The following is a 23,363-nucleotide window of genomic DNA, read 5'->3' on the forward strand; positions in this document are numbered from 1 at the left end:
TTTTTGTAATCCTTCAATATTTCGGATATCAGGAATAATTGCATGAACTTCAACAACTTTAACCAAAAAACATTCCATTTTATAAAAAGTTTGTTTGAAGCTTTCGTAGAATTCTTTAATTGAAAGAAGTGAAGTTTCGCAACTTTTTTACAATCATCGTGACTTTATTCAAAGCAACAATAACAGAAAATAAAACCTAGCAACATAACGCTATGCTGCTAGGTTTTATAACGCTAAAAACTATCATCAGTTTTGTTTTTAAGATTTCTGTTTAAAAACTAAGAGGGTTATTTACTTTTCAACCACTTGGCTCTAACCAATTCTCTATCGTTTAATAAATTGTTCTTAGCTAGTTCAAAACACACTAACCAAAAATCTTTTTGCCACTTCACACAATCTTCCTCGTAATCCATAAGCATCTGAAGCATACAATATGAATCAGAAGGCTGAATATGAATCATATCATTTTTAAAAAATAAAGCTATGAGACCATGTTCAATAGATAGCAAGCAACCTTCATCAAATGAAATTGCAAAGTAAGCATAGTTATCCTTCGTATAGTCAGGTAAAATCTCAAATGTAGGAGTTCCTATATAAGGATGGATTTCTTCCATACTATTAAAAGTAATGGGACTAAAGGAATGATCATTTTCATTATATATCTCGTAACTCATTAAATCTTTACATTGCAATTCAAATAGACCCTTTAGTATATTTTCATAAACAATATCAAAGTGTTCCTTTAAATAACATAGCGTATTATAAGATTCTTTTGTTAAAGGTTGATTACTCTCTAAATACCCCTTTATCTCAATTTTTTTTTGTTCAAAAAACGAAACGGAACAATTTACGTTTATAGACCCATCCCAACAGTCGTATTTTTCAGAAAAGTTAAAACCTTCCACTTTATATACCACCATTCACACCTACCTAATTAAATTTTGTTATTCATAATTAACGCCCTCTTATTATGTCACAACCGAAGCATAGCGGAGGGCGTAGTATAATTGTAATTAATCTACAAAATGGAAAGCAATTTTTAATCTTGAAAAATAGCTATAATCCTTATAAAACCCATCAAAAATAAATAACACCCCTTTAAATACTAAATCCAAAGGGTAAAGCTGTATATATACCTTCTTGAACATCTATTACTACCAAAGCTTTCTTCATCACACATCGCCCCCCTTTTTAATGTAGATTTATATATATTAATAATATGTAACTTTAATAAAATTAAAATCACTACATACCTTTATCGCCTATACTCCATCATCCAGCAATCTTCTAAGTTCCCTTCATGAAGTTCATGTTTTATTAACCTTTTTATCTTTTGAAACCCACATTTTTCATAACACCGAATAGCACGTTCGTTACTTACTCTTGGATCCATTGCAATTGCTTCTGCCCCTAACCCATCGGTGATATATGTAATTGCTGCTTTCACAAGCTCTGTACCGATTCCCTTATTCCAATATGCTGTGTCCCCAATAAATTGGTCCATCCCACATATATTTTGATTTTCTCTATATCCATATAACTTTTTCCATTCTGATTCGATCAGGTAAATTTGTATATAACCAATCGGTTCTTCAGCATATTCTACTACACATCTTTTTTCTTTCCCTTTCGGACTATGAATAAAGTTAGTACGAACTTTTTCTGGAGATTGCGGATTATCTCTACCTTCGTAATACTGTAAAAGTTCTGGATTTGTTAACCATTTTGAGATGGTATTCACATCATCTTCTATAACACATCTAATCGATAAACTTCCTTTTTGGAATAACATATTTCACCTCTCTATACATAACATTATAATATTCTAGACTCCTTGAATTAACTCCTCTTATTAGCTAGCGAGTATGATTTAGAGAAAAATTTTAATATATGTGTATAAAACCGTCTTGCTATCATACCTTCGTATAATTTCCACTACAAAAAAATACTACTATTGTTGGATGTTATAGAACCTTTACTTTAGTAATCTATAGATATCAAACTAACGTAGGAGGAATCAAGATGTCTAAAGGTTATAATTCAAAAGAACATCAACAAGAAGAAATACATGCAATCCGGCAAACGATCACCGAAATGGAAAGTGCATTTAATACACATGATGCGGATGAATTAGATCGCCACTTCACTTTAAATGCCACTTGGGTCAATGTGCTTGGCAAGCGACTATCAGGTTGGAAGCAAATCCATAAGGCACACAAAGTTCTTTTACCAGGACCTCTTCGTAATTCATACGCTTGTTATACAATTGAAAGCATTAAATTCATACGTTCCGGTGTAGCTATCGCACATATTAGACAATACCCAACAACCTCTGAAGGAAAAATAATAGAAGATGAGCAAGGGAGCCTTGCTGTTTATGTGATGGTTAAAGAAAAAGAATCGTGGAAAATTGCTGCTGGGCAAAATACGCTTGTTCAATAGCTCTTCCCATATCCCCTATTTAAACTGGAGGTTTCAACTTATGTCTCAAGTAACTCTGAAAAAAATAACTTCTGACAACTGGCGAGAGGCTCTCACGCTTTCTGTAAATATTGAACAACAAAAGTTTGTTTCTGAAGTTACACCACCTGTTGCTATTGCACTTGCTAAAGCATATATTAGGCCGGATGATAGAATGATTGAACCTTTTAGAATTTATCATAACGAGAAAATGGTTGGTTTCTTTAATCTACATTACGAACTAGATTGTCAAAAGGACTTTTGGCTGTTTCATTTTTTTATCGACAAAGGACATCAAAGAAAAGGATTTGGAGCCGCAGCAATAAACGAATTAATTAACCATTTAAAAATCGTTCATCCATCTTGCCATCGCATTCGCTTAACTGTGCATCCTGAAAATGATTCGGGTCAAAAATTCTATTCTAATCAGGGGTTTACCGATGATGAAATTCTCACATACGGTGAACTAACCTATTCCTTGTATCTTTAGAATTTTTTTTAGCATGATAACGAACAAAGAGTGCCATGAAAAGCTCTAAAGACACTCTTTGTTCGCGTGAAGCACTATAGGTTATATCGGACTGTCTTTAAATCTCAAATACCAATATATTGCAACTTCATCATTTTGCTCATTTATCCCTTTATATACAAGAAAATCAAAGCCTCCTATAATAAAGCCACAGCTTTCATAAAACTTGCACGCTTTAACGTTATTGTTCTGTGTCTCCAGCATAATTCCTGGCATTTCACAAACTTGTGCCCAATACTTTGCCCGCTCAATTAATTTTCTACCAACTCCAAGCTGTCTAAACTGCTTATCTACTTTTATATCTTCCACGTAAGCAAAATCATTCCAGTTTCTCTTTACTATAATCATTCCAATTATTTGGTGATTCATAAACGCCAAATAAATTATCTTATCTAGATTATTAACATATTCACTATAATCTAAATCATTCTCTTGATCCTCTTTATATATATCTTCTGAATAATTTTTCTCATAGCTTGGTATTTCTTTCACTGTGTATTCTATTCGTTGATCCATCGCTCCTAATGAAAGAACTAACTTAGAATCAACCGTAAAACTATCATCAATTTCAGGAATTCCATTCAAATCATGTATTTCTAGTTTTCTAATAAAAATGTCCATCCTTATCTCCTCAAAGTAAAGTAAAGTAAAGTAAAATATAATATATTCCTCATACTAAATATTTATAGCAATTCCAGCAATGAATAAACTAACTATTATAAGAGAAGGCGTACCAATCAATGCTCCTCTTAGATGCATCTTATAATCTTTATATCCCTTCATCCCTTCTGTACTAGGAATAACAACAAATCTCGGGGTAATCCAACAAAATATAAGCCAATCTATAATGAGTAAATCAACCAAGTTAAAAATCATTAAAATTCCAAAAGAATGCAAGAAAGCATCTATAAACAATAATTTCTCATATTGATTTAGTAAAAAAGTTGAAATCAACGGTGTTCCAAAAAGAATTACATTATATACAATTCCAAAGTATAAAGTTTGCCTTTTTTCAGTAATTGTTTTGGGCAAAACAGCTTTTTGAACATCTTTAGGATAATCATTTAACCACAGACGAGGATTATAATATAATGACCCTAAAATCAGAATTGATAGTATAATAGACATAATTATTCCTACTAGCAACATTTGTTCATATTGAATCATAAATTCTCTCCTCCTTACTCGGTAATCACCATAAGCATCTAATTGATATAGAAACGATTGATCCTTTAAAAAAATTCTATGTACATATACAATGGAAAATTAATACAAATCTTCACTTGCAAGACTAAACTCTTTTCTCGGCACTCTTGTATTTTTCTTGAAATATCATTTTTAAATTTAACAACTCTTTACAAATTCATATAGGAATGGGACTGATGAAAATAATGAAAATTGAACATATAGCTATTTGGGTAAATGATTTAGAGGCAATGCGCACTTTCTATACACAATACTTTAATGGAGAGGCGAATTCTTTATATCACAATAAAGCTAAACATTTCGAATCTTATTTTATTACTTTTGAATCTGGAGCACGCCTTGAAATTATGCGAAAGAAAGGAATAGAAGATAAACCTAATCCCAATATAACCGGGTATGCTCACTTGGCTTTTTCTGTTGGTAGTGAAGAAAATGTGAATCAACTAACCAAAACATTAAAAGAAGCTGGATATCCGGTATTAAATGGACCACGTTTCACTGGAGATGGCTATTATGAGAGCGTAATTAGTGATCCAGAAGGAAATCAAATCGAAATAACTATCTAGCATAACTTTTCAATATATAAGTTAAAAAATAATATAACAACCAAAAACCGTTCAAAAATTTTGAACGGTTTTATTATCTAATTCTGTCGCATTAAAAAACTTGATTATTGCAGAAATGCTAGTTCTATCATGTTCCTTAATGACAATACTGGTCTACTAATCTCTTTAGATGTTCTATGTTTTCTGAAGATACTTTTTCTGACAATCTTGCTCCAGCAATAATAGGAGCCCACTTTATAACTTCATCCCTTGATAAACCAGCATTTTTGCAATATATACGTAAATACATTTCAGCTAGCTCTACTGAAGCCTGGGCATACAACAAATATGTTCGGTAGACATCGGCAAGAATATCTCCCGCGCTAGCATCCACCCAATCAATAATTTTCACATTATCATTACTCAAAATCAAATTAAATGGATGAAAATCCCCATGACATAGCCTAGGTTCAAATACCATTGAATCCAATTTTCTTAACAATTTACCCTTTTGTTTCTCATCTAGATTCTGTACTGATTCAATTTGACGACGTAGCTTTTCTGACATCGGTTCAAGTAAATCCAAATCAACAACAACAGCATGCACCTTTTGTTGTGCATTAACACAAATACTTATGTAATGCTCAGCTCGTTCCATATTATGAATTAAGAGATCACCTACTGTTTTCCCTTTTACATATTCCATTATAATTGCTTGCCTATCCTTTATTTCTGTGACTTCTAATACCTTTGGGACTTGAATCCCACATGAATAAGCGTATCCTTGTTTCTTTGCCTCACATAAAGATTCTGTATTGTGAAAGTGCTTTTTAAACACTTTCACAATTTTATTATCATAAAGATATATCTTTGCTGTATTCCCAATAGCTATCGGATTACCTAGGTTCAATTATTTTCTCTCCTTACAATATAGTGAATTTTTATATTTTAACGAGATCTTTTCTAATGCAATATATACAGTTTTTTTCATATTTCATTATTCTCCCTTAGTCACTTCTATCAGTGTAATCGGAGAAGAACCAAGATCCATTCATATTAGATCCTAATAATCGATCGGAAAATTCAGACTTTAATAACCTTAAATTGGACACTTCTTCTTATTTTGACTTCCATATTCAATCTACGACGTTTTTTCTTCATCCCTCTTACTTCATTACTATATTCATAGACAGTTCTATATTATCCTAAATAATATGTAAAAGGCTAAATCCATACATCGAAGCAACTACAAAAATGATTGTCCATACCGCTAGACTGACTGTCATCCAACTTATGACGTGTGTCTTGTTAGATCCAAATGTTAAAGCTAATACGGCTGCAATATCAGTTCCTACGAGAATGGGAGCAAGCAATGCCAAACCAGGAATACCATATCGTTCCCATATTCGCCTTGATCTAGTTTCTTTTTTAGAAGGTGTTGTTATACCTTTTTTTAACTTTCTTGCTGCTTGCCATTTTGCATACTGCTTAAAGAAGAATCCCAATAATAGAACCAAGATAAGATTCCCTGCAAATGCAGTCACCCCTACTGCAAATGGTTGCAATCCCCATGCGATACCAAGTGGTACAACGATTGATACATCCATCCATGGAGCAAAAGCTAATAGAAATAAAACGACATATTGCCACATTTCACCTGCATTTTGAGCCCACTCTAGCATATTGTTTCATCCCCTTTTTTCTTTAGATTAAATACGATTTAAAATAAGAATAGTAGTTAACCAATAGACCACGTATTGGCCTGCACCTAATACACCAATGCACAGTAATGGAACAAAATTATGTTGAGAAAAGAAGAAGAAGATCCCTGCTGTTACTGGAAGTGCAACGCTATAGTAAATATATACATTTCGGCAAGCCTTATAAGTTACCCACTGCTGCCCTTCATCTATTTCACGAAATTCGGATGGTATAAAGCTAAATAATCTAATCTTATCATCCGAATTCTTTCGATTATAAAGCTTTGTGAGAATGAACCAGAAAACAGTAACCGTCACTAGAATCCAAAAACATAATCTAGCTAAAACGACCTGTGTACTCATAAGAGAAAATAGTAAAAATGCAATAATCAAAACAAATATACCGGCCCCTATAAGCGGAGATTTTAAAACCTGTTTCATTATAATCATTCCTTTCCCTTTAAATAAAAAACATCTTCTACTGTAAGTTGAAACGCGGTAGCTATTTTTAACGCCATGGTGACAGAGGGAGAATAATCACCTTTTTCAATTAACCCAATTGTCTGCCTCGTCACTCCAATTGCATCAGCCAAGTCTTGCTGAGTCCACCTAAATCTTGCCCGTAATTCTCTAACTCTGTTTTCAAGCATCCTAACTTCACTTCCCTCCTTTTCAAACACCTTCATTGTAAATGATTACCAACAAAATGTAAATAATCATTTGCATTTTGTAATAAATAATTGCTCAAAACCTATAAAACAACACCATCTATAAAATGGTGTTGTTTCGTTTAAAGATCAAGTTTGTCAATTTTATACTTACTTCTTTTCCATAATTGCAAAGTAATTTTTCTCAGGATCAGCAAAATTAAACGCTCTACCAGACGGCATATTTACAAATTCTCCAACTGTAATTTCTTTCTCTACAAACTCTTTATATAATTTATCGATATCTTCAGTGAAAAACAACATGGATGGTGTACTAAGATTTAATTCAGGCTGCATCTTCGCAATTAATTCTTTATTATGTAGAATAATACTCGTTTCTGCTTTCTCTGTTGGCGCGATTTCAATCCATCTAAACCCTTGACCGTTATCTTCATCAGCAACTAAGTGGAAACCTACTTTTTCTGTCCAAAATTGCACAGCCTCATCTTGATTATTTACATATAGCATAATTTGACCAACTTTATGAATCATCATCTTCTCTTCCCTTCTTCTACTTCAACTTCAATTGTATTAAGTATATACGAACTAGTGTTCTTTTTAAAGTTTTTTTATGGTAAACTTTCACTTCAAACATTTTCACACACTGTTTTTATCTCTTTCTTACTATCTTGAGATGAGGGTTATCAATTAAATAATAGCATCCTTAAACATCTTAACCATAATTATATTATGTAAATAGTGTTATTGTATTATATCTTCCTTTTAACATGTGGCTCTTAATTTATTCCCCCTCTTTCTCTTCATATATATTTCTAGCACACTACAAATAAGTGCCAAAAAGAAAATAAATGCTCCTATTAAAAAAGTTTTATTAAAACTACGAATAACCCCGTATTTATATTTCCATTTAATTTGTTCGTAGAGTTTATTTCCTTCCTCTGATTCCATGCTTACATATTTCTTCTCATCAATTGCTTTTATTACGTGTAGTATTTTTTGTTTTTCAAAGTCTGTTTGATCGCCTTTTTGAATCATCGCTTTCACTTGTTGCTTTATTTCTTCTTTTTCGATAGATAATTGATGATTTAAAATCACAACTAATATCGCTACACCTACTATACTTCCTACTGTTCTAGAAATATTAGATATACTTGACGCAATACCTAATTTTTCGATTGGAACACTTAAAACGGCAGTTGTTGTAAATGGAGCAAGCGTACACCCTGCACCAAAACCTACAACCACGAGTCGCCAAATATAATCCCAATTTGAAAAGCCTGATTCCATATGACCAAATAAATACGAAGCGATTATAAATGCGATAATTCCTATAATACCGATAACACTACTTCCATGTTTTGCAGCAATGGGTGTCATAATCGCGGTAACTACCATTGATACTATCGCAAGTGTACTAATAATCATCCCTGATTGAAGCTCGCTCATTCCATCTACTTGAACTAAATAAAATGCAAAAACAAATAAAAAGTTCATTAAACCCATGCCTACAAAAAATAATGAAAGATTTGAAAACGAAAACTCCTTATATGAGAATAAATATAGGGGTAACATCGGATTTTTACTTTTCTTTTCAATAAAGATAAACAATATAAAGCTTATAAAAGAAATAACAAAGAGAAGACTTATACTTAGCGGACTTAAACTCGATTTATTTACTTGTATCAGAGCGTATACAAGTAAAAACAATGCACATGATGAAGTAACCATACCTGCCCAATCTATTTTAGAACTAGCTGTATAATCATATGATTCTTTAATAAAAAGCAAGACGAAGAGTAAGGATAGAATACCAACTGGAACATTAATAAAAAATACCCAGTTCCAACTTAGTTTATCTGTTAAGACACCTCCAAGTGATGGACCAATCGCTGCAGCTAACCCGCCAAAAGCTCCCATGATACCACCTACCATGCCTTGCTTTTCTTTTGGTACAAGCTCAAGTCCAAGTGGCATTGCAACAGGAACAATGATAGCTGCAGAGATTCCTTGCAACACACGAAAAATTACCAATGTATAAAAAGATGATGCTATTCCGCACATGAGTGAGCTAATAGAAAATCCTAATAAACCAATAACATACAGCTTCTTGCGGCCAAATTGATCCGCAAGACGAGCTGCTATTAATAAACAAGTAACAAAAGCGACATTATATCCATTTGCAATCCAAGAAATTGTATCAATAGACGTATGAAATGTTTTTGTCATTTCCGGCAATGCAATATTTACAATATTTGAATCTAAAATTGCCATGAAGAATCCTGCAACTAATGCAAATAGCGCAAATAATTTTCTCATGTTTCCATTTCCTCTCTCTTAATTTTTCTTATTTGAAATCCCGTTAATAAATAGAGTTACACATGTCTCTATGTACTCTTCTAATTGAATATCCTCTTCCGTTATACTAACATTCATAATATATAGGAATAATTGTCCATAAAACATGTTCGCTATTAAACGATAGTTACATGTAATAATATGTCCCTTCTCTCCAAGTAGCTGTAAATATGTTTCTAAATGGTCAACTAAATGTGAATTTAATTCATGAAGTAATCGTTTCATTTCACTATTTTGTCTAGATTCTAGTAATGCTGCCCAAATATAATTTAATTTTGGTAAGTTTACCTGAATGTATGTTTCTGCAATCTTTGTAAGGTCTTTATTTAAATCACCTGTAAACTGTTCTTCTAATTCCTCTAATAAAGCAACTGGGGTTGTTCGCAAAATAATACTTTCCCGAAATAAATTTTCCTTGTTTTTAAAATTACGAAAAATTGTCAACTCGCTTACCCCTGCTTTTTCTGCAACTTCACGAATTGTCGTGGCTGTATATCCCTTTTCACCAAATAATAAAGTCGCTGCTTCCATAACTTTTTCTCTCGCTGTTGGTTTTCCCATTCTAATTCCTCCATCCAATATGTAAGTAAGTGATTACTAACATATTATCATAAACAAAAATGAAAGTAACTAGTTACTTTCATTTTTGTTTATTTACTTCTATGTAGCAAAATAATATAGAACTCTTAATTCATTCACTCTTGAATAGCTACTTTGCAATATCTATTCATTTCACCATTGAAAATAATACTTTTTCAAGCTCCTTTTTTGATAACTTGCTATCAGTGACAAAAATTCGATACTCACTTCTATCATTTTTTACTGGTACAATTATTCTCATACCAATTATATTTCCAAATTTATATTCTCCCAATGTTACCCTACACCCATCGATTGTATAGTTTGATAATCAATCGAAAGGTTGTCCGTCGAAATTATCTGAATTTTGTTTATACGGTGTCTTTTTTACTTCAAAGATTTCAGACTGTTTGATTTGGACTACATCTTCAAAACTACCACTTTTTGAACTTAATTCACCTTTCACATCATAGTTAACTACAGATTTCCATATTTGAATATATACTTCATTCACAATATCCTCTACATCCTGCTTATCTACTACTAAAAAAGCTACTGTTCTATAAATATCTTTACATGTAAATTCATAAATAACCTGAAAGGCTTGTTGATCTCCAGAGGCCATTCTCTGTAGCCATTCCTTTAGTTCAATTTCATCCAATTCTCGTTCCCCTCTCATGTTTTAAACAATCTTTCACACTATATTCGCTCGTTTCTCACAAAAGGTTCATTTTACATGAAAATTTATTTATTACAATAAAGAAGGGACAACTCATGTAAGTTGTCCCTTCTTTATACACCGTTAAAATATCAATCTAACAAAGCGATTTATCGTCCAACCTCCAACTAAACCAACGCGCATGGCCATCCGTTTCTCCAACAGTTTCATTGTATTCTTTCCCATTCATAAAATAATCAAGATGAAGATCTCTATCCCACATGTTGTTATACAGGTGAAATACATCCCGTTTCGCACCAATTTCTTTAACTTTTTCTACTAATTTATGTTTTACACTCTCTGGTATTTGATTCGCTACATGTGTATGGAAAACACAAATCACCGAATCCTCTGGAATTTGTTCTGCAATGTCTGAAAGAAGAGATACTCCATCTCCTTCTATTAATTTTACAGATTGTTCTTTTAAACAAGCTGCTGCGTGATCAAACATTTCAAGTCGTTCTTTATGCTCAGGCCAAATAAGTGAGCGTAACCATAAATAATCTTCCTCATTATTTAAATCATTTATATGTAAATCAAGTCCGATTCTTTCTACGACAAGTGGACTTTGTTGTAAGAAAAATGGCTGATTCTCCCCTTTTATTTCTGATTTCAAATGAACTTTAGAGTCTTTATTTCCAAACACCTCTCCTGTTCCATAAGAATAGCTATATTGATCCCAGAACAGCTGTAAACCAGCACTTGTCCCAATTTCAATTAGCGCTAAAGGCTTATTCACTTTATTAAACATATAACAAAAACTCGGATATAAATATGTACATCGTCTTACTTCGTTTGTCTGCACTAGCTTTGTTTTTAAAATATTGATTATCTCTTCCCTATGAATCTGACAAAAATCTTTAAACTGTTGAAAAGCATGTTCTAGATTTTTTTCTGGAGCCGAAACAAGGCTACCATAGTATTGTTTTAATACATGATTATTCCCTTTCAGTAATAAATAGTGAACAGCACCAAGTAATAAGTTAGGAGTTGGCTGACCAAGTTGTGCGTGTGATGCTAATGCAAGGATTTCCTCATCTTCTGAAATTTCCAATGATAAATGTTCGTATAAATCGCTCGATTCTTTACATTCTTTTATAGAAAAATTTCTAAATAAGTTGGAGATTTGTTCTTGTGTAAGCAAATCGATTCCTCCAATCGTATAATTTAATATTCAGAATAATTTTAACATAAATATAATTATTAGGGCATTTGTACTTATTTTGCTAAAAAGACTTATCCTTCAAGATAAAAGGAGGTAGCAAGTTGAATAGAAATATAACCTATACTTTCCTCATATTAATCACATTTCTTATTAGCTGTTCAAAAGAGCAATCCTTTTATATGTACTTCCATGAAAAGATGCAAAAAATGCATTTTGGACAAAAGAACAATTCCTACACTCTCATTCATACAGAAATGAATGTTTCACAAGAAAATGATGCCGTAGCAATATTTACAGAACATAATCAGCAAGGAGAACAAATATTCATTGCTTATTTTGAAAAGGAAAGTGACAAGTGGAATTGGATAAGAACTACAGGAACTGAATGGAATAGCCCTGTAAGATGGACTTCCATGCATCAAATCCCTTACATTTATGCTGGAACAATTCGTGATAACGCTATTACTAAAGTTTATGTCGGGAACAAAAATGCAAAAATCATTACTGTTGAAGGAACAAAAAGGTTTTGGTATGTCGTTAGTAATACAGAATGGGCTGAAGTTAAAATTGAAAAAGGTGATGGTACACAAGAAGTAGTTGGACAAATTGATGAAGAGATTCTAAAAGATTGGCATAATAAAAACGTCCGATAAAAATACCGGACGTTTTTCATTTCAACATTAAAAATTATACTTATCAATATTATCCTTCGTAAATATAACTCTTTCTGGTAATACAATGATTCCATTTCCATCTGCTTCGTAGTCATAACCTTGAATAGAATTCGGTTCCACCTTTACTTTACCTATATTCGGAACTTCAAAGCTATCGCCAACTTTTAATTTCTTTCCTTTTACCACAATTTCATTTGCAACATAAGTTGCAAGTGCGCCTTGTTGTTTTACATCCCATAGCCCAAATTGCTGAACAGTTCCACGTTTTACATAATCACGCATTACGTTTGGAGTTGAAAATCCCGTCACAACTACCTTTTTATCCAATTTTAAGTTTTCAGCAGCTTGTGCCATTGCTGGAAGTGCTGTTGCATCAGGACAAATCACCGCATTAATATCTGGATACGTTTTTAAAATGCTTTCTCCAACCGATAATGATTTTTGTGCATTATTCTCTCCGTACTGCGTCGTTACAATTTCCCAATTTGGATATTTTTCTTTTATAATCTCTTTTGCTTTTGTTACCCACTGATTTTGATCTGTTACAGTCGGACTTGAATAAAAGAATGCTACTTTTCCTTTATCTCCAATTTGTGATGAGGTCATTTGAATTAATAAATTTGCCAGTTGCTCCGGCGTTCCTTGGCTTATATAAAATGAACGGTCTTTCGGATTTACATCAGAATCCCATGTCAACACCGTCATCCCTTTTTTCTTAGCGCGTTGTAATGATTGTGAAAGTCCATCAACCGATGTAGATGAAACCATCAATGCATCATAGTTTTGATTAATAAAATTATTTATATATTTTACTTGCCCTGATACACTAGCCTCTGACGGCCCATCATATTTCACTTGTACCCCTAATTTATCTCCCATTTCTTTTGCCCCTTCACCACCTGATGTAAAGAAGCCAACCCCTGTCAATTTCGGAATGAAAGCAAATTTCACATCATCTGCTTTTTTCTTGTCTGCTGTTTTGCTAGAACATGCGATTAAACCGATGATACAAACACATGTAATGATAAAAATCCCCAGTTTTCTTTTCATGACATTTCCCCCTTATGCAATTTCCTTCTTTTCCACATAGTGAGTTGCTGTAAATTGAAATGCCTAATAATAACAGAGAGGATAAGTATAATACCAATAACTACATTTGACTGTTCGTTCGTTAAACCTGTCATTTGTAAACCGTACTGCATCATTCCAATAAATATACTTGCTAGTACTGTTCCAAGAATACTTCCTTTTCCCCCAGTGATGAGTGTCCCACCTAATACAACTGCCGTAATAACCGGCAGAATTGTCTCGCTTCCAATATCAGCTCGAGCTGAGCCAAAATATGCTGTTAAAAAAGCCCCTCCTAATCCACCTCCTAACCCAGAAAGAATATAGGAAATAGTTACTATTTTTTTTGTTCGAATACCAGAATATTGTGCTGCCTTTTCATTCGCACCTGTCAACAAGACATAACGTCCGTACCTTGTTCGATGAAGTAAGAGTGTAAACAAAACAGTCAAAACGAAAAGTAACCATACTAAATTAGGAATTCCTATAAAACTTCCATTTGCAAGTTGCACGTAAGAATCCGATAAACCACTTATCCCTTCATATCCACTGGCATTTGAGCCACCCGAGATAACAAGTGCAATTCCTGAATATAAAAACATCGTTCCAAGTGTAACAACAAGAGGTTCTACCTCTGTCGTTTTAATAATCACCCCGTTGATACAACCCGCTAGACAACTGATAAACAAGGCAATAATTACAGCTAAAATAACCGGAATTCCATTCATCCAGAGTACACCAATAAGAATTGAAGTAAGTCCCATAATCGATCCTACAGATACATCGATTCCACCTGTTATAATTACAAAAGTCATTGGAATTGCGGCAATCGTAATAAAAACGAAGTCATTCATACTGAAAAGTAAATTACTAATATTTAAAAAATCACTGTTTAACAAACCAAAGAGAATGAACTCTATAATAAGTAATACAATAAGAACTCCTTCCCATCTTAAAAATCCACGTGCATACTTCATAGATTCATCCTTCTTTCTTCCAACTGTCTTATTCCCTTCCATTTTTTTAAGATGCTGTCTAATATAATAATAAGTAACAGTAAGAATCCTGATATAGCACTATTCCAAAAAGCAGGTATTTTTAAAAAGACTAGTGAACTACTTATAACTTCTAAAAAAATCGCTCCCAGTGCTGCTCCAAATATAGAACCTGTTCCACCTTTTAGATGAATTCCGCCGAGAACAGCGGCAGCAATTACTTGTAACTCAATTCCTGTACCAGTTTGATTTGGCACAAAGCCGATATTCATAACAAATATGCATCCTGCAACCCCTGCGCTCATCCCAGAAATAATAAATGCATATATTTTCACCTTGTCTACCAGTATTCCAATGAGGCGTGCTCCGTCTTCGTTATCTCCGGCAGCATAAAAATATCTTCCAAAAGGTGCTTTCGTTAAAAAGATATATAATAATAGTAAAATAGCCAAAATGATCCATACTGTAACTGGAAGCCCTAGTATCATGACAGAAGACATCTGTTTATAAGACTTAGGAATATCTTCAATCCATTTGCCACCTGTATAGATCAACATCGCTCCTCTAATAATCCCTAACATTCCTAATGTCATAATAATTGCCGGTACGCGAAACTTCGTAACCCCAACGCCATTTATCATTCCAATCACAGATCCAAGCAAGATTGCAACAATGATTGAAATTAAGATGCTATTACCATTTGTCAAAAACATCCCACAAATTGCTGCGCTTAATCCCATAATAGAACCGACTGAAACATCAATATTTTTAGTAAATAATACGAATGATTGACCAATAGCTAGTATGACTAAAATAAGACTTGATTTCATAATTAAAGAAAGCGAACTAAACTGAACAAAACTAGGATTAATAATTCCTACGAGGGCTATGTAAATAAGTAATAAAATAAGAATGGATGTTTCATGCATTTTAACTATATTTGAAAAACGTTTCATTCCGTTACACCTTCCCTTCCCACATATGCAAGGCGTGTAACTTCATCTATACAAATTTCTCCTTTCTCTAAATGAGAAACAAGTTTTCCATTCCTCATCACATAGACCCGGTTTGCTAATTGAACAATTTCTTCTACATCTGAGGAGATTAATAAAATCGCAAGCCCTGATTGTTTTAAACTTTGAATTGCCTCATATACTTCTAATCTTGCTTTTGCATCAATCCCGCGCGTTGGTTCATCAAGAATAATTACTTTAGGTTCACAAGCAAGATATTTTGCTAATACAACTTTTTGTTGGTTTCCACCTGATAAAGATGTCATTTTTTCATCTACATTGGAAACAACTATCCGAAACTTATTCATATACAACTCTGCTAAAGCGCTTTCTTTTTTACACTTTAAAAAGAATGGGCTCATTCGGTGTAAAGAAGCTGCCGTTATATTTTCTTTAACAGACCGAATTGAAAACATACCATTCCCTGCCCTATCCTCTGGAACATATACCATCCCTTTATCTAATCGTTTGCTCGTAGAACACTTTGCAATTGACTCCCCTTCTAATAAAATATCCCCTGACCGTATGGGCCTTATCCCATATAACACTTCTGCTAATTCCGTTCTACCCGATCCAACAACACCAGCAATCCCTACAATCTCTCCAGCATGTACATTTAGTGATATATTCTGAAATGCATAACTCGACAGATTTGTTACCTCTAATACTTGTTGAGAAAGTTTCATCGTTTCTTGAGGTGCCACTTTTTTCTCCTCTTGTTTATAATCTTTTGGCAATAATCCCTCCATTAGCATGTCATATGTATAATCTGATACATCCCCTTGACTCACTATCATTCCATCACGCAAAATAGCTACTTTATTCGCAATCTCAAAGATTTCCGGAAAACGATGCGTAATATAAATCATTCCGATTCCCTTTTCTTTTAAGTCTTTTATCAGCACAAAAAGACTCTTTATTTCATGAGTTGTTAATGTCGATGTTGGCTCATCTAAAATAAGAATCTCTGCTTCTCTTATTAATCCTCTTAATATTTCTACTAATTGTTGCTGTGCAATTGATAATGAACTTCCAATTGCACTCAGTTCTATGTTCCACCCTAAACTTTTTATCAAATCTTTTATCTTTGTACCAAGTTCCTTCTTCTTTGCTTTTATTCCGATACATATATTTTCTTCAATTGTCATATGAGAAAAAATTAACGGTTCTTGTGGAATTAAATAAATACCATTTAAATGTGCTTCCGCTGGATTAGAAAAACTTTGCACTACTCCCTTTACATACATCTCCCCAGCATCATAAGAGTATAAACCTGTTAATATTTTCATCAATGTTGATTTCCCAGCACCGTTTCCGCCAACTAAAGCATATACATCGCCATAGTCTAATTCTAAATTCACTTCTTTTAGTACCCTTTGTTCTGAGAATGATTTACTCATTTGCCTCACTTTTAATAAGGGGGCATTCTCCACATCTTGTCACCTGCCTTTATACAGAACAATTTTTGAGAAAGTGATTTTTTGTTCTACTTGTTTTGTAGCATTGTATATCCCTTTTTTCATATCTAGAACAAATTTTTCTTGAACACAATTACTACTTCTATCGGTATAAACAAAAAAATAAGCACATATGTTTAAGCATCGGTCAATTGTTGAAAGGGATGAAGAGAATGTCACAGTTGAACTTTGAAGAAAATTTGTTAACAAAAGTAGCCTGGTATTACTATAAAGATCATTTAACGCAGCAGGAAATCGCTTCTTTGCTTCACATTTCACGAAATAAGGTCGTTCGGTTATTAGATAAAGCTCGAGCTGAAGGTGTCGTTACATTTCATGTAAAAGGTACGGGTTTACATTGCTTAAGCATTGAACGTGAACTAATTAAAAGATTTCATTTAAAAGACTCTTTTATTATCCCTACGCTAATGGAAAATTCCCCTTCTTCTTTAGGGAAAGCTGCAGCGCAATATGTAGAAACACATTTACAACAAGGAGATTTACTCGGCATTGGTTGGGGGGAAACGATATCAAAAATGTTAGAAAACATCCATTTTGAAGCATCTATACAACTTTCAATCGTTACTCTTACAGGTGGTGTAAATCATTACCTTCCTAGAAAACAAAACTATCTCAATCACATGCAAGGCGAACTTCATATCATTCCTACGCCATTTTTAGCATCCACAACCGAAATGGCACAAAGTATCCTTTCCGAACCAGCCGTTAAAGATATGCTACATGTCGCTTCACTTGCTAATACAGCAATAGTTGGTATTGGTGGTTTATCTCATGATGCAACCATTGTAAAAGAAGAAAAATTAACGCTTCGTGAAATGACCTATATACGAAGTCAAAATGGTGCCGGAGATATTCTAGGACAATTTTATAATACACATGGAGAATTACTAGAACTTCCCCATCACGACCGCCTAATTGGCACACCTCTTTCAGCTCTTCAAAAGATGAAACACGTAGTCGGTGTAGCTGGCGGTGAAGAAAAAATAGATGCAATTTACGGAGCCTTAAAAGGTAGATTCATTCATACATTAATTACCGATGAGGACACAGCACTCTCCCTATTAAGAAAGGAAGGTGAATCATAATGTCTTCTCTATTAGCTTATGACGCGGGTACTGGTAGTATCAGGGCCGTCCTTTTCGATTTACAAGGAAATCAGCTTGCTGTGAGTCAAAAAGAGTGGGTTCATAAACCCGACTCTCGTTATCCTGGTTCTATGAATTTTGATGTGATAGAGAATTGGAAACTCGTTCAAGAATGCACAAAAGATGTACTTCAAAAAAGCAACATATCCCCTTCTTCTATTAAAGGGATTAGTGCAACAAGTATGCGCGAAGGATTTGTTTTATATGATAAAAGTGGGCAAGAAATATGGGCATGTGCGAACGTTGATGGCCGTGCTTCTTCTGAAGTAAGTCAATTAAAACAGATCCGCTCCCATCTTGAAGAAGATTTATATATGAAATCAGGGCAAATTTTTGCACTTGGCGCTCTGCCTAGGCTACTTTGGATTCAAAAACATCAACCTGATATATATGATAAAATCCATTCCTTTACAATGTTAAACGATTGGATTTTATATAAATTGTGCGGGGTATTACAAATAGACCCTTCCAATGGATGTACATCTGGTATTTTTGATTTAGAAAATAGAACTTGGGATAATTCGATTGCTGAGCAATGTCGTCTAAACTTATCATTTTCTCCAAATGTAAATGAAGCGGGGACAGTTATTGGTAATATCACAAAACAAAGTGCAGAACTAACAGGTTTACATGTAGGAACACCGGTAGTTGCTGGGGGCGGAGATGCCCAGATGGCTTCACTCGGTTCGGGAGTCGTACATCCTGAACAAACATTTATTTGCGGAGGGAGCTTTTGGCAACAAGAAGTAAATATAACAAGTCCAAAAACAGATTCAAATGCTCGTATTCGCGTCAATTGCCACGCTATCCCTACACTTTGGCAATATGAAACAATCGCTTTTTTCCCCGGGCTTGTGATGAGATGGTTTCGAGATGTTTTTTGCCAAGAAGAACAAGAACTTGCTACTAAACTAGGTGTAGATGCTTATGAATTATTAGAGGAACAAGCAAAACATGTGCCAGTCGGATCATATGGCATTATTCCTATATTTTCAAATGTAATGAACTACATTTCATGGCGCCATGCCGCACCTTCTTTCATTAATTTAAGCTTAGATGCTAATAAATGCGGAAAGAAAGAACTGTTCCGTGCACTCGAAGAAAATGCTGCATTTATAACACTTGGAAATTTAAAATTAATAGAATCATTAACAGGAAAGTTCCCTTCTGAAGTGATATTTGCTGGGGGTGCTGCCAAAGGCAAGCTCTGGCCCCAAATTGTTGCGGATGTTCTCGGAATTTCTGTTAAAGTACCAGTTGTAAAAGAAGCGGCCGCCTTAGGAACAGCAATTGCGGCAGGAGTTGGTGCCGGAATATATGACTCTATGGAAACAATCTCTCAGGAATTTGTAAAGTGGGAAAGCACCTATGAACCGAATGCTGAAAATCATAAATTATATCAAAATTTCTATCAAACGTGGAAATCTGTTTATGGAAAACAACTCCCGCTAGCGGATGAAGGATTTACATCACATATGTGGATTGCACCAGGTGCACTGTAACACATTCATAAAGGAGTGAACAATATGCTCAAAGTAAATGAAGAGGATTTCTCCTATCGCTTTGGTAACAACGGCCCAAAATATTTAATAAAGGGTCCTAACATTGACCTTGGCGTTGTAGTCATTCAGCCTGGGCAAGAGTTTCAAAATCATTATCACACCATATGTGAAGAAATTTTTTATGCCTTAGAAGGCGAAATTGATTTTTATATTGATAATGAAAGAGTCCCTGTAAAACAAGGTGACGTCTTGCAAGTTCGTCCTCACGAATCCCACTATCTTATTAACCACTCAGATCAAATCTTTAAAGCTGTTTTTATTAAGTCACCACATTTACAAGAAAAAGATACTGTACAAATAGAAAATCCAAATTTAACGAAGGAGTGATTCACAATGACTTGGGGATTTCAAAATCGATTAAATACGATTCTGCCTGATGGAAAAGCAGTTATGTTAGCAATTGATCACGGTTACTTTTTAGGTCCAATTCATGGATTAGAACAACCATTAGAAACAGTAAAAAACTTACTTCCCTATACAGATTCTCTCTTTTTAACAAGGGGTGTACTCAATTCCTGCATTCCTAAAGACTGCAAAACACCAATGGTTTTACGTGTTTCAGGCGGTCCAACTGTCGTTGGTAAAGATTTAGCAAACGAGACCATTGTGACACCAATTAAAGAAGCACTGCGGCAAAATGTAGTCGGAGTTGGTGTATCTGTTTTTGTCGGTTCAGAATATGAAACACAAACTGTTTCAAATCTAGCAAACGTAGTTTCCGAGGCTCATGATTACGGTTTACCTGTTCTCGGTATTACGGCCGTTGCAAAAGAACTACAAAAACGAGAAGCACGCTTTTTAGCACTTGCATCGCGTGTATGTGTGGAAATGGGTGCTGATATTATTAAAACGTATTACTGCGAAGGATTTGAAAAAATTACGAGCACATGCCCTGCCCCAGTCGTCATTGCAGGTGGCCCTAAATTAGACTCAATCGAAGACGCTTTAACAATTACATACCAAGCATTGCAAGAGGGTGCGATTGGAGTTGATATGGGACGAAATATTTGGCAGTCAGAACATCCAGCTGCGATGATTCAAGCGATTCATGGCATCGTCAAAAATGGCTTGAATGTGAAAGAAGGGCTAGAGTTGTATGATGAAGTAAAAAATTAAATTAGTTGATTAAATAATGTATTTTTACTAAAAAAAGAACCCTCTTTATTAAAAGGGTTCTTTTTTAATGATAAAATCTAAGTATCACTTCTGAAAAATATGTTTTATTTTTTCACCTGGAACATTACTACCCCCTCTTCCTTTCACATCTTCAATCATCATTGTAACAATCATATCCGGCGCATTTGCATCGAAAGCTGCAAACCATCCGAGTTCTTTTCCATCTGCTTCTTTTGATTCTTTTAGTTCTGCCGTACCTGTTTTACCAGCAAGAGTCATATCATCAATCCTAGCAATTTTCCCGGCACCATCGGAATCATTAATTACTTTTATTAACGCACTTTTTAATACTCTTTGACTTTCTTTAGAAATCACATTCTCTTTCCAATTCTTCACTTCTTTTTGTATCAGATGTGGAGATGGAATATTCCCTTCATTTACAATCGGTGCATATGTTAAAGCTAAATGAAGAGGTGTCATTAATACTTGTCCTTGACCGTATCCTGTATCTGCCAGTTGAATATCGTTTTTCATCCCATCTTTTGCAATGATTGACATAGGAAATTCGTATTCAATCGGCAATTTTTCATGAAATCCGAACTTCTTAAGCATGCTTTCATACTGATCTTTTCCTATTTTTAAAGCTTGTTGTGCAAAATAAATATTGTCAGAGTACTTCATTGCCTTATCGAAATCAATCGGACTAGCATCTTTCACACGTGTTACATAATAATTTCCCCATGATGAATCTTTTGTCCACTTTAATCCTTCAATTTTAAACTCTTCCGTTGGATTTATAACGTTTGCTTCCAAACCAATTGCCCCTGTAATTGTTTTAAATACAGATCCTGGTACAACTGCCTGTGTGAAACGGTTTATCATTGGATTTTTCAAATCATTATTCCATACTTCACGTTGCGCTTTTGATGCCCCTCTAACTATTATATTTGGATTATAAGCTGGACTACTTACAAGGGCAATTGTTTCACCCGTCTTTGGATTAATCGCTGCACTAGATCCTGCTTCATTTTTCATTTCATTATAGATTTTTTCTTGAATTGAGGCATCAATTGTTAATGTAACATTCTCTCCATCCCTTGCTTCTGTTTTTGCTAAGTTTTTAATCTCTTTTCCGTTCTCATCTTCCATAAATACGCGTCCACCCTTTTCACCGCGCAATTTATTTTCTAAGACTTTTTCTAATCCTGTCTTACCTACTAAATCATCCGCTTGATATCCTTTTTTCTGAAGCAATTTTAACTCTTCTGCATTTACTTCTCCTATATATCCCGTTAAGTGTGCTGCCGCTTCTCCTAGTGGATATGTACGGACTTTTACTGGACGAGACGAAACACCTTCCAACGAAATATAATCACTTTGTGTTCGTCCTTCTGGTAAAATACCAATTGGTACATAGGAATCTGGTTTAATCCATTTCGCTGTAAGCTTCTGATCGACTTCTTCGATAGACATATTAAGTAATTGCGCTATTATTTCTTTCGTTTGTGTTGCAGTATTTCCTAATTTTTCTGGAATAATTCCAACCTCAGTTGCCTTTCCATTCACTACAAGCCCTTTTCCATTTCGATCATATATTTCACCGCGTTTTCCTTGCTCTGTCTGCAGACGGACTTTATAATTTTTTTTCATCCCTGGAAAGATAAAGTCTGGGGTCCAATTTATTTTCCAAGACTTCTTATCTCCATCTTTTTCTTTCACAAGTGTTGCTTCATGTGAAAAAGAAATTTCTCCTCCTGCTGTATCCATACTTACGGTAAAAAGAATGACCTTACTTTCCGTTTTATCTTTACTTACTTTCTCTCTTTTAATTTTTAAATTCTCAACTCCAATCAATACCTTCGTAAATTTTTTCATTTTTCTCTGTAAATTCTTTTTTTGAAATGGATTCTTTTGCGTGTTTTGACAGTTGATCATACATATCTGCAAATTTCTTGTCATTCCATAATTTTACATACACTTCAAATGCTTGTTCTGAAGTTTCGCCTTTATTGCATCCTACCAATATAAATGTGAAACAAAAGAAAAGTAGTATCCATATTTTTTTCAATTCAAACTTCTCCTTTAAATAAATCAAAATAGCTTAAATAATTCTTATAATCCTTTTTACATGAGTAACTTGCTATAAATAGTGTACATCCGCTCGTTTTCTACTGATTAATATGAACCTGAGATTTAATAATGTTCTATATCTTGGTAACAAAGCTATTATTAAAAACCTGTGAAATAGCAACTATACTAGCTGCTATTCCACAAATTCACCTTAATTCTTTTATTCAAAAAGCTTCTTAATATAAAGTACAACCTTAATAAGCCCGCTCTAACCAGACTTTTACGGACAATTGAGTCCCACCTAAACTTGTTTGCTT

25 protein-coding genes and 2 pseudogenes are annotated in these 23,363 nt (G+C 34.1%); 8 read left to right on the top strand and 19 right to left on the bottom strand.

Features of this window, described 5'->3' with window-relative positions:
• Positions 1–287: 287 nt before the first annotated feature.
• Together JDS96_RS19195 and JDS96_RS19200 are read right to left on the bottom strand one after the other, a co-directional pair.
• Positions 288–905: a DUF6985 domain-containing protein gene (locus tag JDS96_RS19195; RefSeq protein ID WP_307838196.1), complete on the bottom strand. Its 618-nt coding sequence runs from the start codon at positions 903–905 to the stop codon at positions 288–290.
• Between the two features lie 350 nt (positions 906–1,255).
• Entirely contained in the window at positions 1,256–1,792 is a 537-nt protein-coding gene (locus JDS96_RS19200) for a GNAT family N-acetyltransferase (protein WP_199667711.1), read from the bottom strand.
• 230 nt (positions 1,793–2,022) lie between these two features.
• Here JDS96_RS19200 and JDS96_RS19205 point away from each other — a divergent pair, with 230 nt between their 5' ends.
• Positions 2,023–2,442 (top strand): SgcJ/EcaC family oxidoreductase, encoded by a 420-nt coding sequence (locus tag JDS96_RS19205; RefSeq protein WP_199667712.1) that lies wholly within the window; start codon positions 2,023–2,025, stop codon positions 2,440–2,442.
• A 40-nt stretch (positions 2,443–2,482) separates the two neighbouring features.
• Positions 2,483–2,950, top strand: coding sequence for a GNAT family N-acetyltransferase (locus JDS96_RS19210; protein ID WP_199667713.1), 468 nt, complete (start codon positions 2,483–2,485; stop codon positions 2,948–2,950).
• A gap of 81 nt (positions 2,951–3,031) precedes the next feature.
• Here JDS96_RS19210 and JDS96_RS19215 read toward each other — a convergent pair whose 3' ends face one another.
• Together JDS96_RS19215 and JDS96_RS19220 are read right to left on the bottom strand one after the other, a co-directional pair.
• Positions 3,032–3,610: a GNAT family N-acetyltransferase gene (locus JDS96_RS19215; protein WP_199667714.1), complete on the bottom strand. Its 579-nt coding sequence runs from the start codon at positions 3,608–3,610 to the stop codon at positions 3,032–3,034.
• 54 nt (positions 3,611–3,664) lie between these two features.
• Positions 3,665–4,156 (bottom strand): nitroreductase, encoded by a 492-nt coding sequence (locus tag JDS96_RS19220; protein ID WP_199667715.1) that lies wholly within the window; start codon positions 4,154–4,156, stop codon positions 3,665–3,667.
• 224 nt (positions 4,157–4,380) lie between these two features.
• Here JDS96_RS19220 and JDS96_RS19225 point away from each other — a divergent pair, with 224 nt between their 5' ends.
• On the top strand, positions 4,381–4,761 hold the full coding sequence (locus JDS96_RS19225) for a VOC family protein (protein ID WP_199667746.1): 381 nt from the start codon (positions 4,381–4,383) through the stop codon (positions 4,759–4,761).
• Positions 4,762–4,897: 136 nt separating this feature from the next.
• Here JDS96_RS19225 and JDS96_RS19230 read toward each other — a convergent pair whose 3' ends face one another.
• The 10 genes and pseudogenes from JDS96_RS19230 to JDS96_RS19275 form a co-directional block, all read right to left on the bottom strand.
• Entirely contained in the window at positions 4,898–5,650 is a 753-nt protein-coding gene (locus JDS96_RS19230; RefSeq protein WP_199667716.1) for a phosphotransferase family protein, read from the bottom strand.
• Between the two features lie 295 nt (positions 5,651–5,945).
• A complete protein-coding gene (locus tag JDS96_RS19235) occupies positions 5,946–6,422 on the bottom strand; it encodes a small multi-drug export protein (RefSeq protein ID WP_003198383.1) in 477 nt (158 codons plus the stop codon).
• A gap of 27 nt (positions 6,423–6,449) precedes the next feature.
• Complete coding sequence (locus JDS96_RS19240) at positions 6,450–6,884, bottom strand: hypothetical protein (RefSeq protein WP_098160311.1); 435 nt, start codon at positions 6,882–6,884, stop codon at positions 6,450–6,452.
• A gap of 2 nt (positions 6,885–6,886) precedes the next feature.
• Entirely contained in the window at positions 6,887–7,090 is a 204-nt protein-coding gene (locus JDS96_RS19245) for a helix-turn-helix transcriptional regulator (protein ID WP_199667717.1), read from the bottom strand.
• 168 nt (positions 7,091–7,258) lie between these two features.
• Entirely contained in the window at positions 7,259–7,639 is a 381-nt protein-coding gene (locus JDS96_RS19250) for a VOC family protein (RefSeq protein WP_199667747.1), read from the bottom strand.
• Positions 7,640–7,870: 231 nt separating this feature from the next.
• Positions 7,871–9,424: an MFS transporter gene (locus tag JDS96_RS19255; protein WP_199667718.1), complete on the bottom strand. Its 1,554-nt coding sequence runs from the start codon at positions 9,422–9,424 to the stop codon at positions 7,871–7,873.
• Positions 9,425–9,442: 18 nt separating this feature from the next.
• Positions 9,443–10,024: a TetR/AcrR family transcriptional regulator gene (locus JDS96_RS19260; RefSeq protein ID WP_016132943.1), complete on the bottom strand. Its 582-nt coding sequence runs from the start codon at positions 10,022–10,024 to the stop codon at positions 9,443–9,445.
• Between the two features lie 166 nt (positions 10,025–10,190).
• Positions 10,191–10,337 carry a hypothetical protein gene (locus JDS96_RS19265; protein ID WP_199667719.1) on the bottom strand — a complete coding sequence of 49 codons (147 nt, stop codon included), beginning with the start codon at positions 10,335–10,337 and terminating at the stop codon, positions 10,191–10,193.
• 168 nt (positions 10,338–10,505) lie between these two features.
• A pseudogene (locus tag JDS96_RS33295) lies at positions 10,506–10,703 on the bottom strand (sigma-70 family RNA polymerase sigma factor); the annotation flags it as partial.
• Positions 10,704–10,857: 154 nt separating this feature from the next.
• Positions 10,858–11,904 carry a DUF2332 domain-containing protein gene (locus JDS96_RS19275; RefSeq protein ID WP_199667720.1) on the bottom strand — a complete coding sequence of 349 codons (1,047 nt, stop codon included), beginning with the start codon at positions 11,902–11,904 and terminating at the stop codon, positions 10,858–10,860.
• Positions 11,905–12,026: 122 nt separating this feature from the next.
• Between JDS96_RS19275 and JDS96_RS19280 the strand changes: the two genes are divergently transcribed.
• Positions 12,027–12,578 carry a hypothetical protein gene (locus JDS96_RS19280; protein WP_199667721.1) on the top strand — a complete coding sequence of 184 codons (552 nt, stop codon included), beginning with the start codon at positions 12,027–12,029 and terminating at the stop codon, positions 12,576–12,578.
• A gap of 27 nt (positions 12,579–12,605) precedes the next feature.
• On the opposite strand, the gene lsrB is transcribed toward JDS96_RS19280, so the two are convergent.
• From lsrB to JDS96_RS19300, 4 genes are read right to left on the bottom strand one after another with little or no spacing between them, the layout of a single operon-like run.
• Positions 12,606–13,649 (bottom strand): autoinducer 2 ABC transporter substrate-binding protein LsrB, encoded by a 1,044-nt coding sequence (lsrB, locus tag JDS96_RS19285; protein WP_199667722.1) that lies wholly within the window; start codon positions 13,647–13,649, stop codon positions 12,606–12,608.
• Positions 13,646–14,644, bottom strand: coding sequence for an ABC transporter permease (locus JDS96_RS19290; protein ID WP_199667723.1), 999 nt, complete (start codon positions 14,642–14,644; stop codon positions 13,646–13,648). The genes lsrB and JDS96_RS19290 overlap by 4 nt, the downstream gene beginning before the upstream one ends.
• Complete coding sequence (locus tag JDS96_RS19295; protein ID WP_199667724.1) at positions 14,641–15,618, bottom strand: ABC transporter permease subunit; 978 nt, start codon at positions 15,616–15,618, stop codon at positions 14,641–14,643. Before JDS96_RS19295 ends, JDS96_RS19290 begins: the two co-directional genes overlap by 4 nt.
• On the bottom strand, positions 15,615–17,108 hold the full coding sequence (locus tag JDS96_RS19300; RefSeq protein WP_199667725.1) for a sugar ABC transporter ATP-binding protein: 1,494 nt from the start codon (positions 17,106–17,108) through the stop codon (positions 15,615–15,617). Before JDS96_RS19300 ends, JDS96_RS19295 begins: the two co-directional genes overlap by 4 nt.
• Before the next feature lie 179 nt (positions 17,109–17,287).
• On the opposite strand from JDS96_RS19300, the gene JDS96_RS19305 reads away from it, so the two are divergent.
• Genes JDS96_RS19305 through lsrF form a run of 4 tightly spaced genes read left to right on the top strand, consistent with a single transcriptional unit; the run spans position 17,288 to position 20,976 of the window.
• Positions 17,288–18,238, top strand: coding sequence for a sugar-binding transcriptional regulator (locus JDS96_RS19305; protein WP_026008565.1), 951 nt, complete (start codon positions 17,288–17,290; stop codon positions 18,236–18,238).
• Positions 18,238–19,800, top strand: coding sequence for an autoinducer-2 kinase (gene lsrK, locus JDS96_RS19310; RefSeq protein ID WP_199667726.1), 1,563 nt, complete (start codon positions 18,238–18,240; stop codon positions 19,798–19,800). The genes JDS96_RS19305 and lsrK overlap by 1 nt, the downstream gene beginning before the upstream one ends.
• 24 nt (positions 19,801–19,824) lie before the next feature.
• Positions 19,825–20,187: a cupin domain-containing protein gene (locus JDS96_RS19315; protein WP_199667727.1), complete on the top strand. Its 363-nt coding sequence runs from the start codon at positions 19,825–19,827 to the stop codon at positions 20,185–20,187.
• 6 nt (positions 20,188–20,193) lie between these two features.
• Positions 20,194–20,976 carry a 3-hydroxy-5-phosphonooxypentane-2,4-dione thiolase gene (gene lsrF, locus JDS96_RS19320; RefSeq protein ID WP_003198352.1) on the top strand — a complete coding sequence of 261 codons (783 nt, stop codon included), beginning with the start codon at positions 20,194–20,196 and terminating at the stop codon, positions 20,974–20,976.
• Positions 20,977–21,060: 84 nt separating this feature from the next.
• Here lsrF and JDS96_RS19325 read toward each other — a convergent pair.
• Positions 21,061–23,044, bottom strand: a pseudogene (locus JDS96_RS19325) (penicillin-binding transpeptidase domain-containing protein).
• Positions 23,045–23,363: the final 319 nt, after the last annotated feature.

The sequence above is a fragment of the Bacillus cereus group sp. N21 genome, from assembly GCF_016483395.1.
Lineage (GTDB): Bacteria > Bacillota > Bacilli > Bacillales > Bacillaceae_G > Bacillus_A > Bacillus_A pseudomycoides.

What these genes read in the sequence shown, in the direction of transcription:
- lsrB (WP_199667722.1), bottom strand. Translation starts at nt 13,649, where the DNA reads ATGAAAAGAAAACTGGGGATTTTTATCATTACATGTGTTTGTATCATC.
- JDS96_RS19210 (WP_199667713.1), top strand. Translation starts at nt 2,483, where the DNA reads ATGTCTCAAGTAACTCTGAAAAAAATAACTTCTGACAACTGGCGAGAG.
- JDS96_RS19295 (WP_199667724.1), bottom strand. Translation starts at nt 15,618, where the DNA reads ATGAAACGTTTTTCAAATATAGTTAAAATGCATGAAACATCCATTCTT.
- lsrK (WP_199667726.1), top strand. Translation starts at nt 18,238, where the DNA reads ATGTCTTCTCTATTAGCTTATGACGCGGGTACTGGTAGTATCAGGGCC.
- JDS96_RS19250 (WP_199667747.1), bottom strand. Translation starts at nt 7,639, where the DNA reads ATGATTCATAAAGTTGGTCAAATTATGCTATATGTAAATAATCAAGAT.
- JDS96_RS19245 (WP_199667717.1), bottom strand. Translation starts at nt 7,090, where the DNA reads ATGCTTGAAAACAGAGTTAGAGAATTACGGGCAAGATTTAGGTGGACT.
- JDS96_RS19215 (WP_199667714.1), bottom strand. Translation starts at nt 3,610, where the DNA reads ATGGACATTTTTATTAGAAAACTAGAAATACATGATTTGAATGGAATT.
- JDS96_RS19290 (WP_199667723.1), bottom strand. Translation starts at nt 14,644, where the DNA reads ATGAAGTATGCACGTGGATTTTTAAGATGGGAAGGAGTTCTTATTGTA.
- JDS96_RS19315 (WP_199667727.1), top strand. Translation starts at nt 19,825, where the DNA reads ATGCTCAAAGTAAATGAAGAGGATTTCTCCTATCGCTTTGGTAACAAC.
- JDS96_RS19220 (WP_199667715.1), bottom strand. Translation starts at nt 4,156, where the DNA reads ATGATTCAATATGAACAAATGTTGCTAGTAGGAATAATTATGTCTATT.
- JDS96_RS19235 (WP_003198383.1), bottom strand. Translation starts at nt 6,422, where the DNA reads ATGCTAGAGTGGGCTCAAAATGCAGGTGAAATGTGGCAATATGTCGTT.
- JDS96_RS19200 (WP_199667711.1), bottom strand. Translation starts at nt 1,792, where the DNA reads ATGTTATTCCAAAAAGGAAGTTTATCGATTAGATGTGTTATAGAAGAT.
- lsrF (WP_003198352.1), top strand. Translation starts at nt 20,194, where the DNA reads ATGACTTGGGGATTTCAAAATCGATTAAATACGATTCTGCCTGATGGA.
- JDS96_RS19225 (WP_199667746.1), top strand. Translation starts at nt 4,381, where the DNA reads ATGAAAATTGAACATATAGCTATTTGGGTAAATGATTTAGAGGCAATG.
- JDS96_RS19255 (WP_199667718.1), bottom strand. Translation starts at nt 9,424, where the DNA reads ATGAGAAAATTATTTGCGCTATTTGCATTAGTTGCAGGATTCTTCATG.
- JDS96_RS19205 (WP_199667712.1), top strand. Translation starts at nt 2,023, where the DNA reads ATGTCTAAAGGTTATAATTCAAAAGAACATCAACAAGAAGAAATACAT.
- JDS96_RS19260 (WP_016132943.1), bottom strand. Translation starts at nt 10,024, where the DNA reads ATGGGAAAACCAACAGCGAGAGAAAAAGTTATGGAAGCAGCGACTTTA.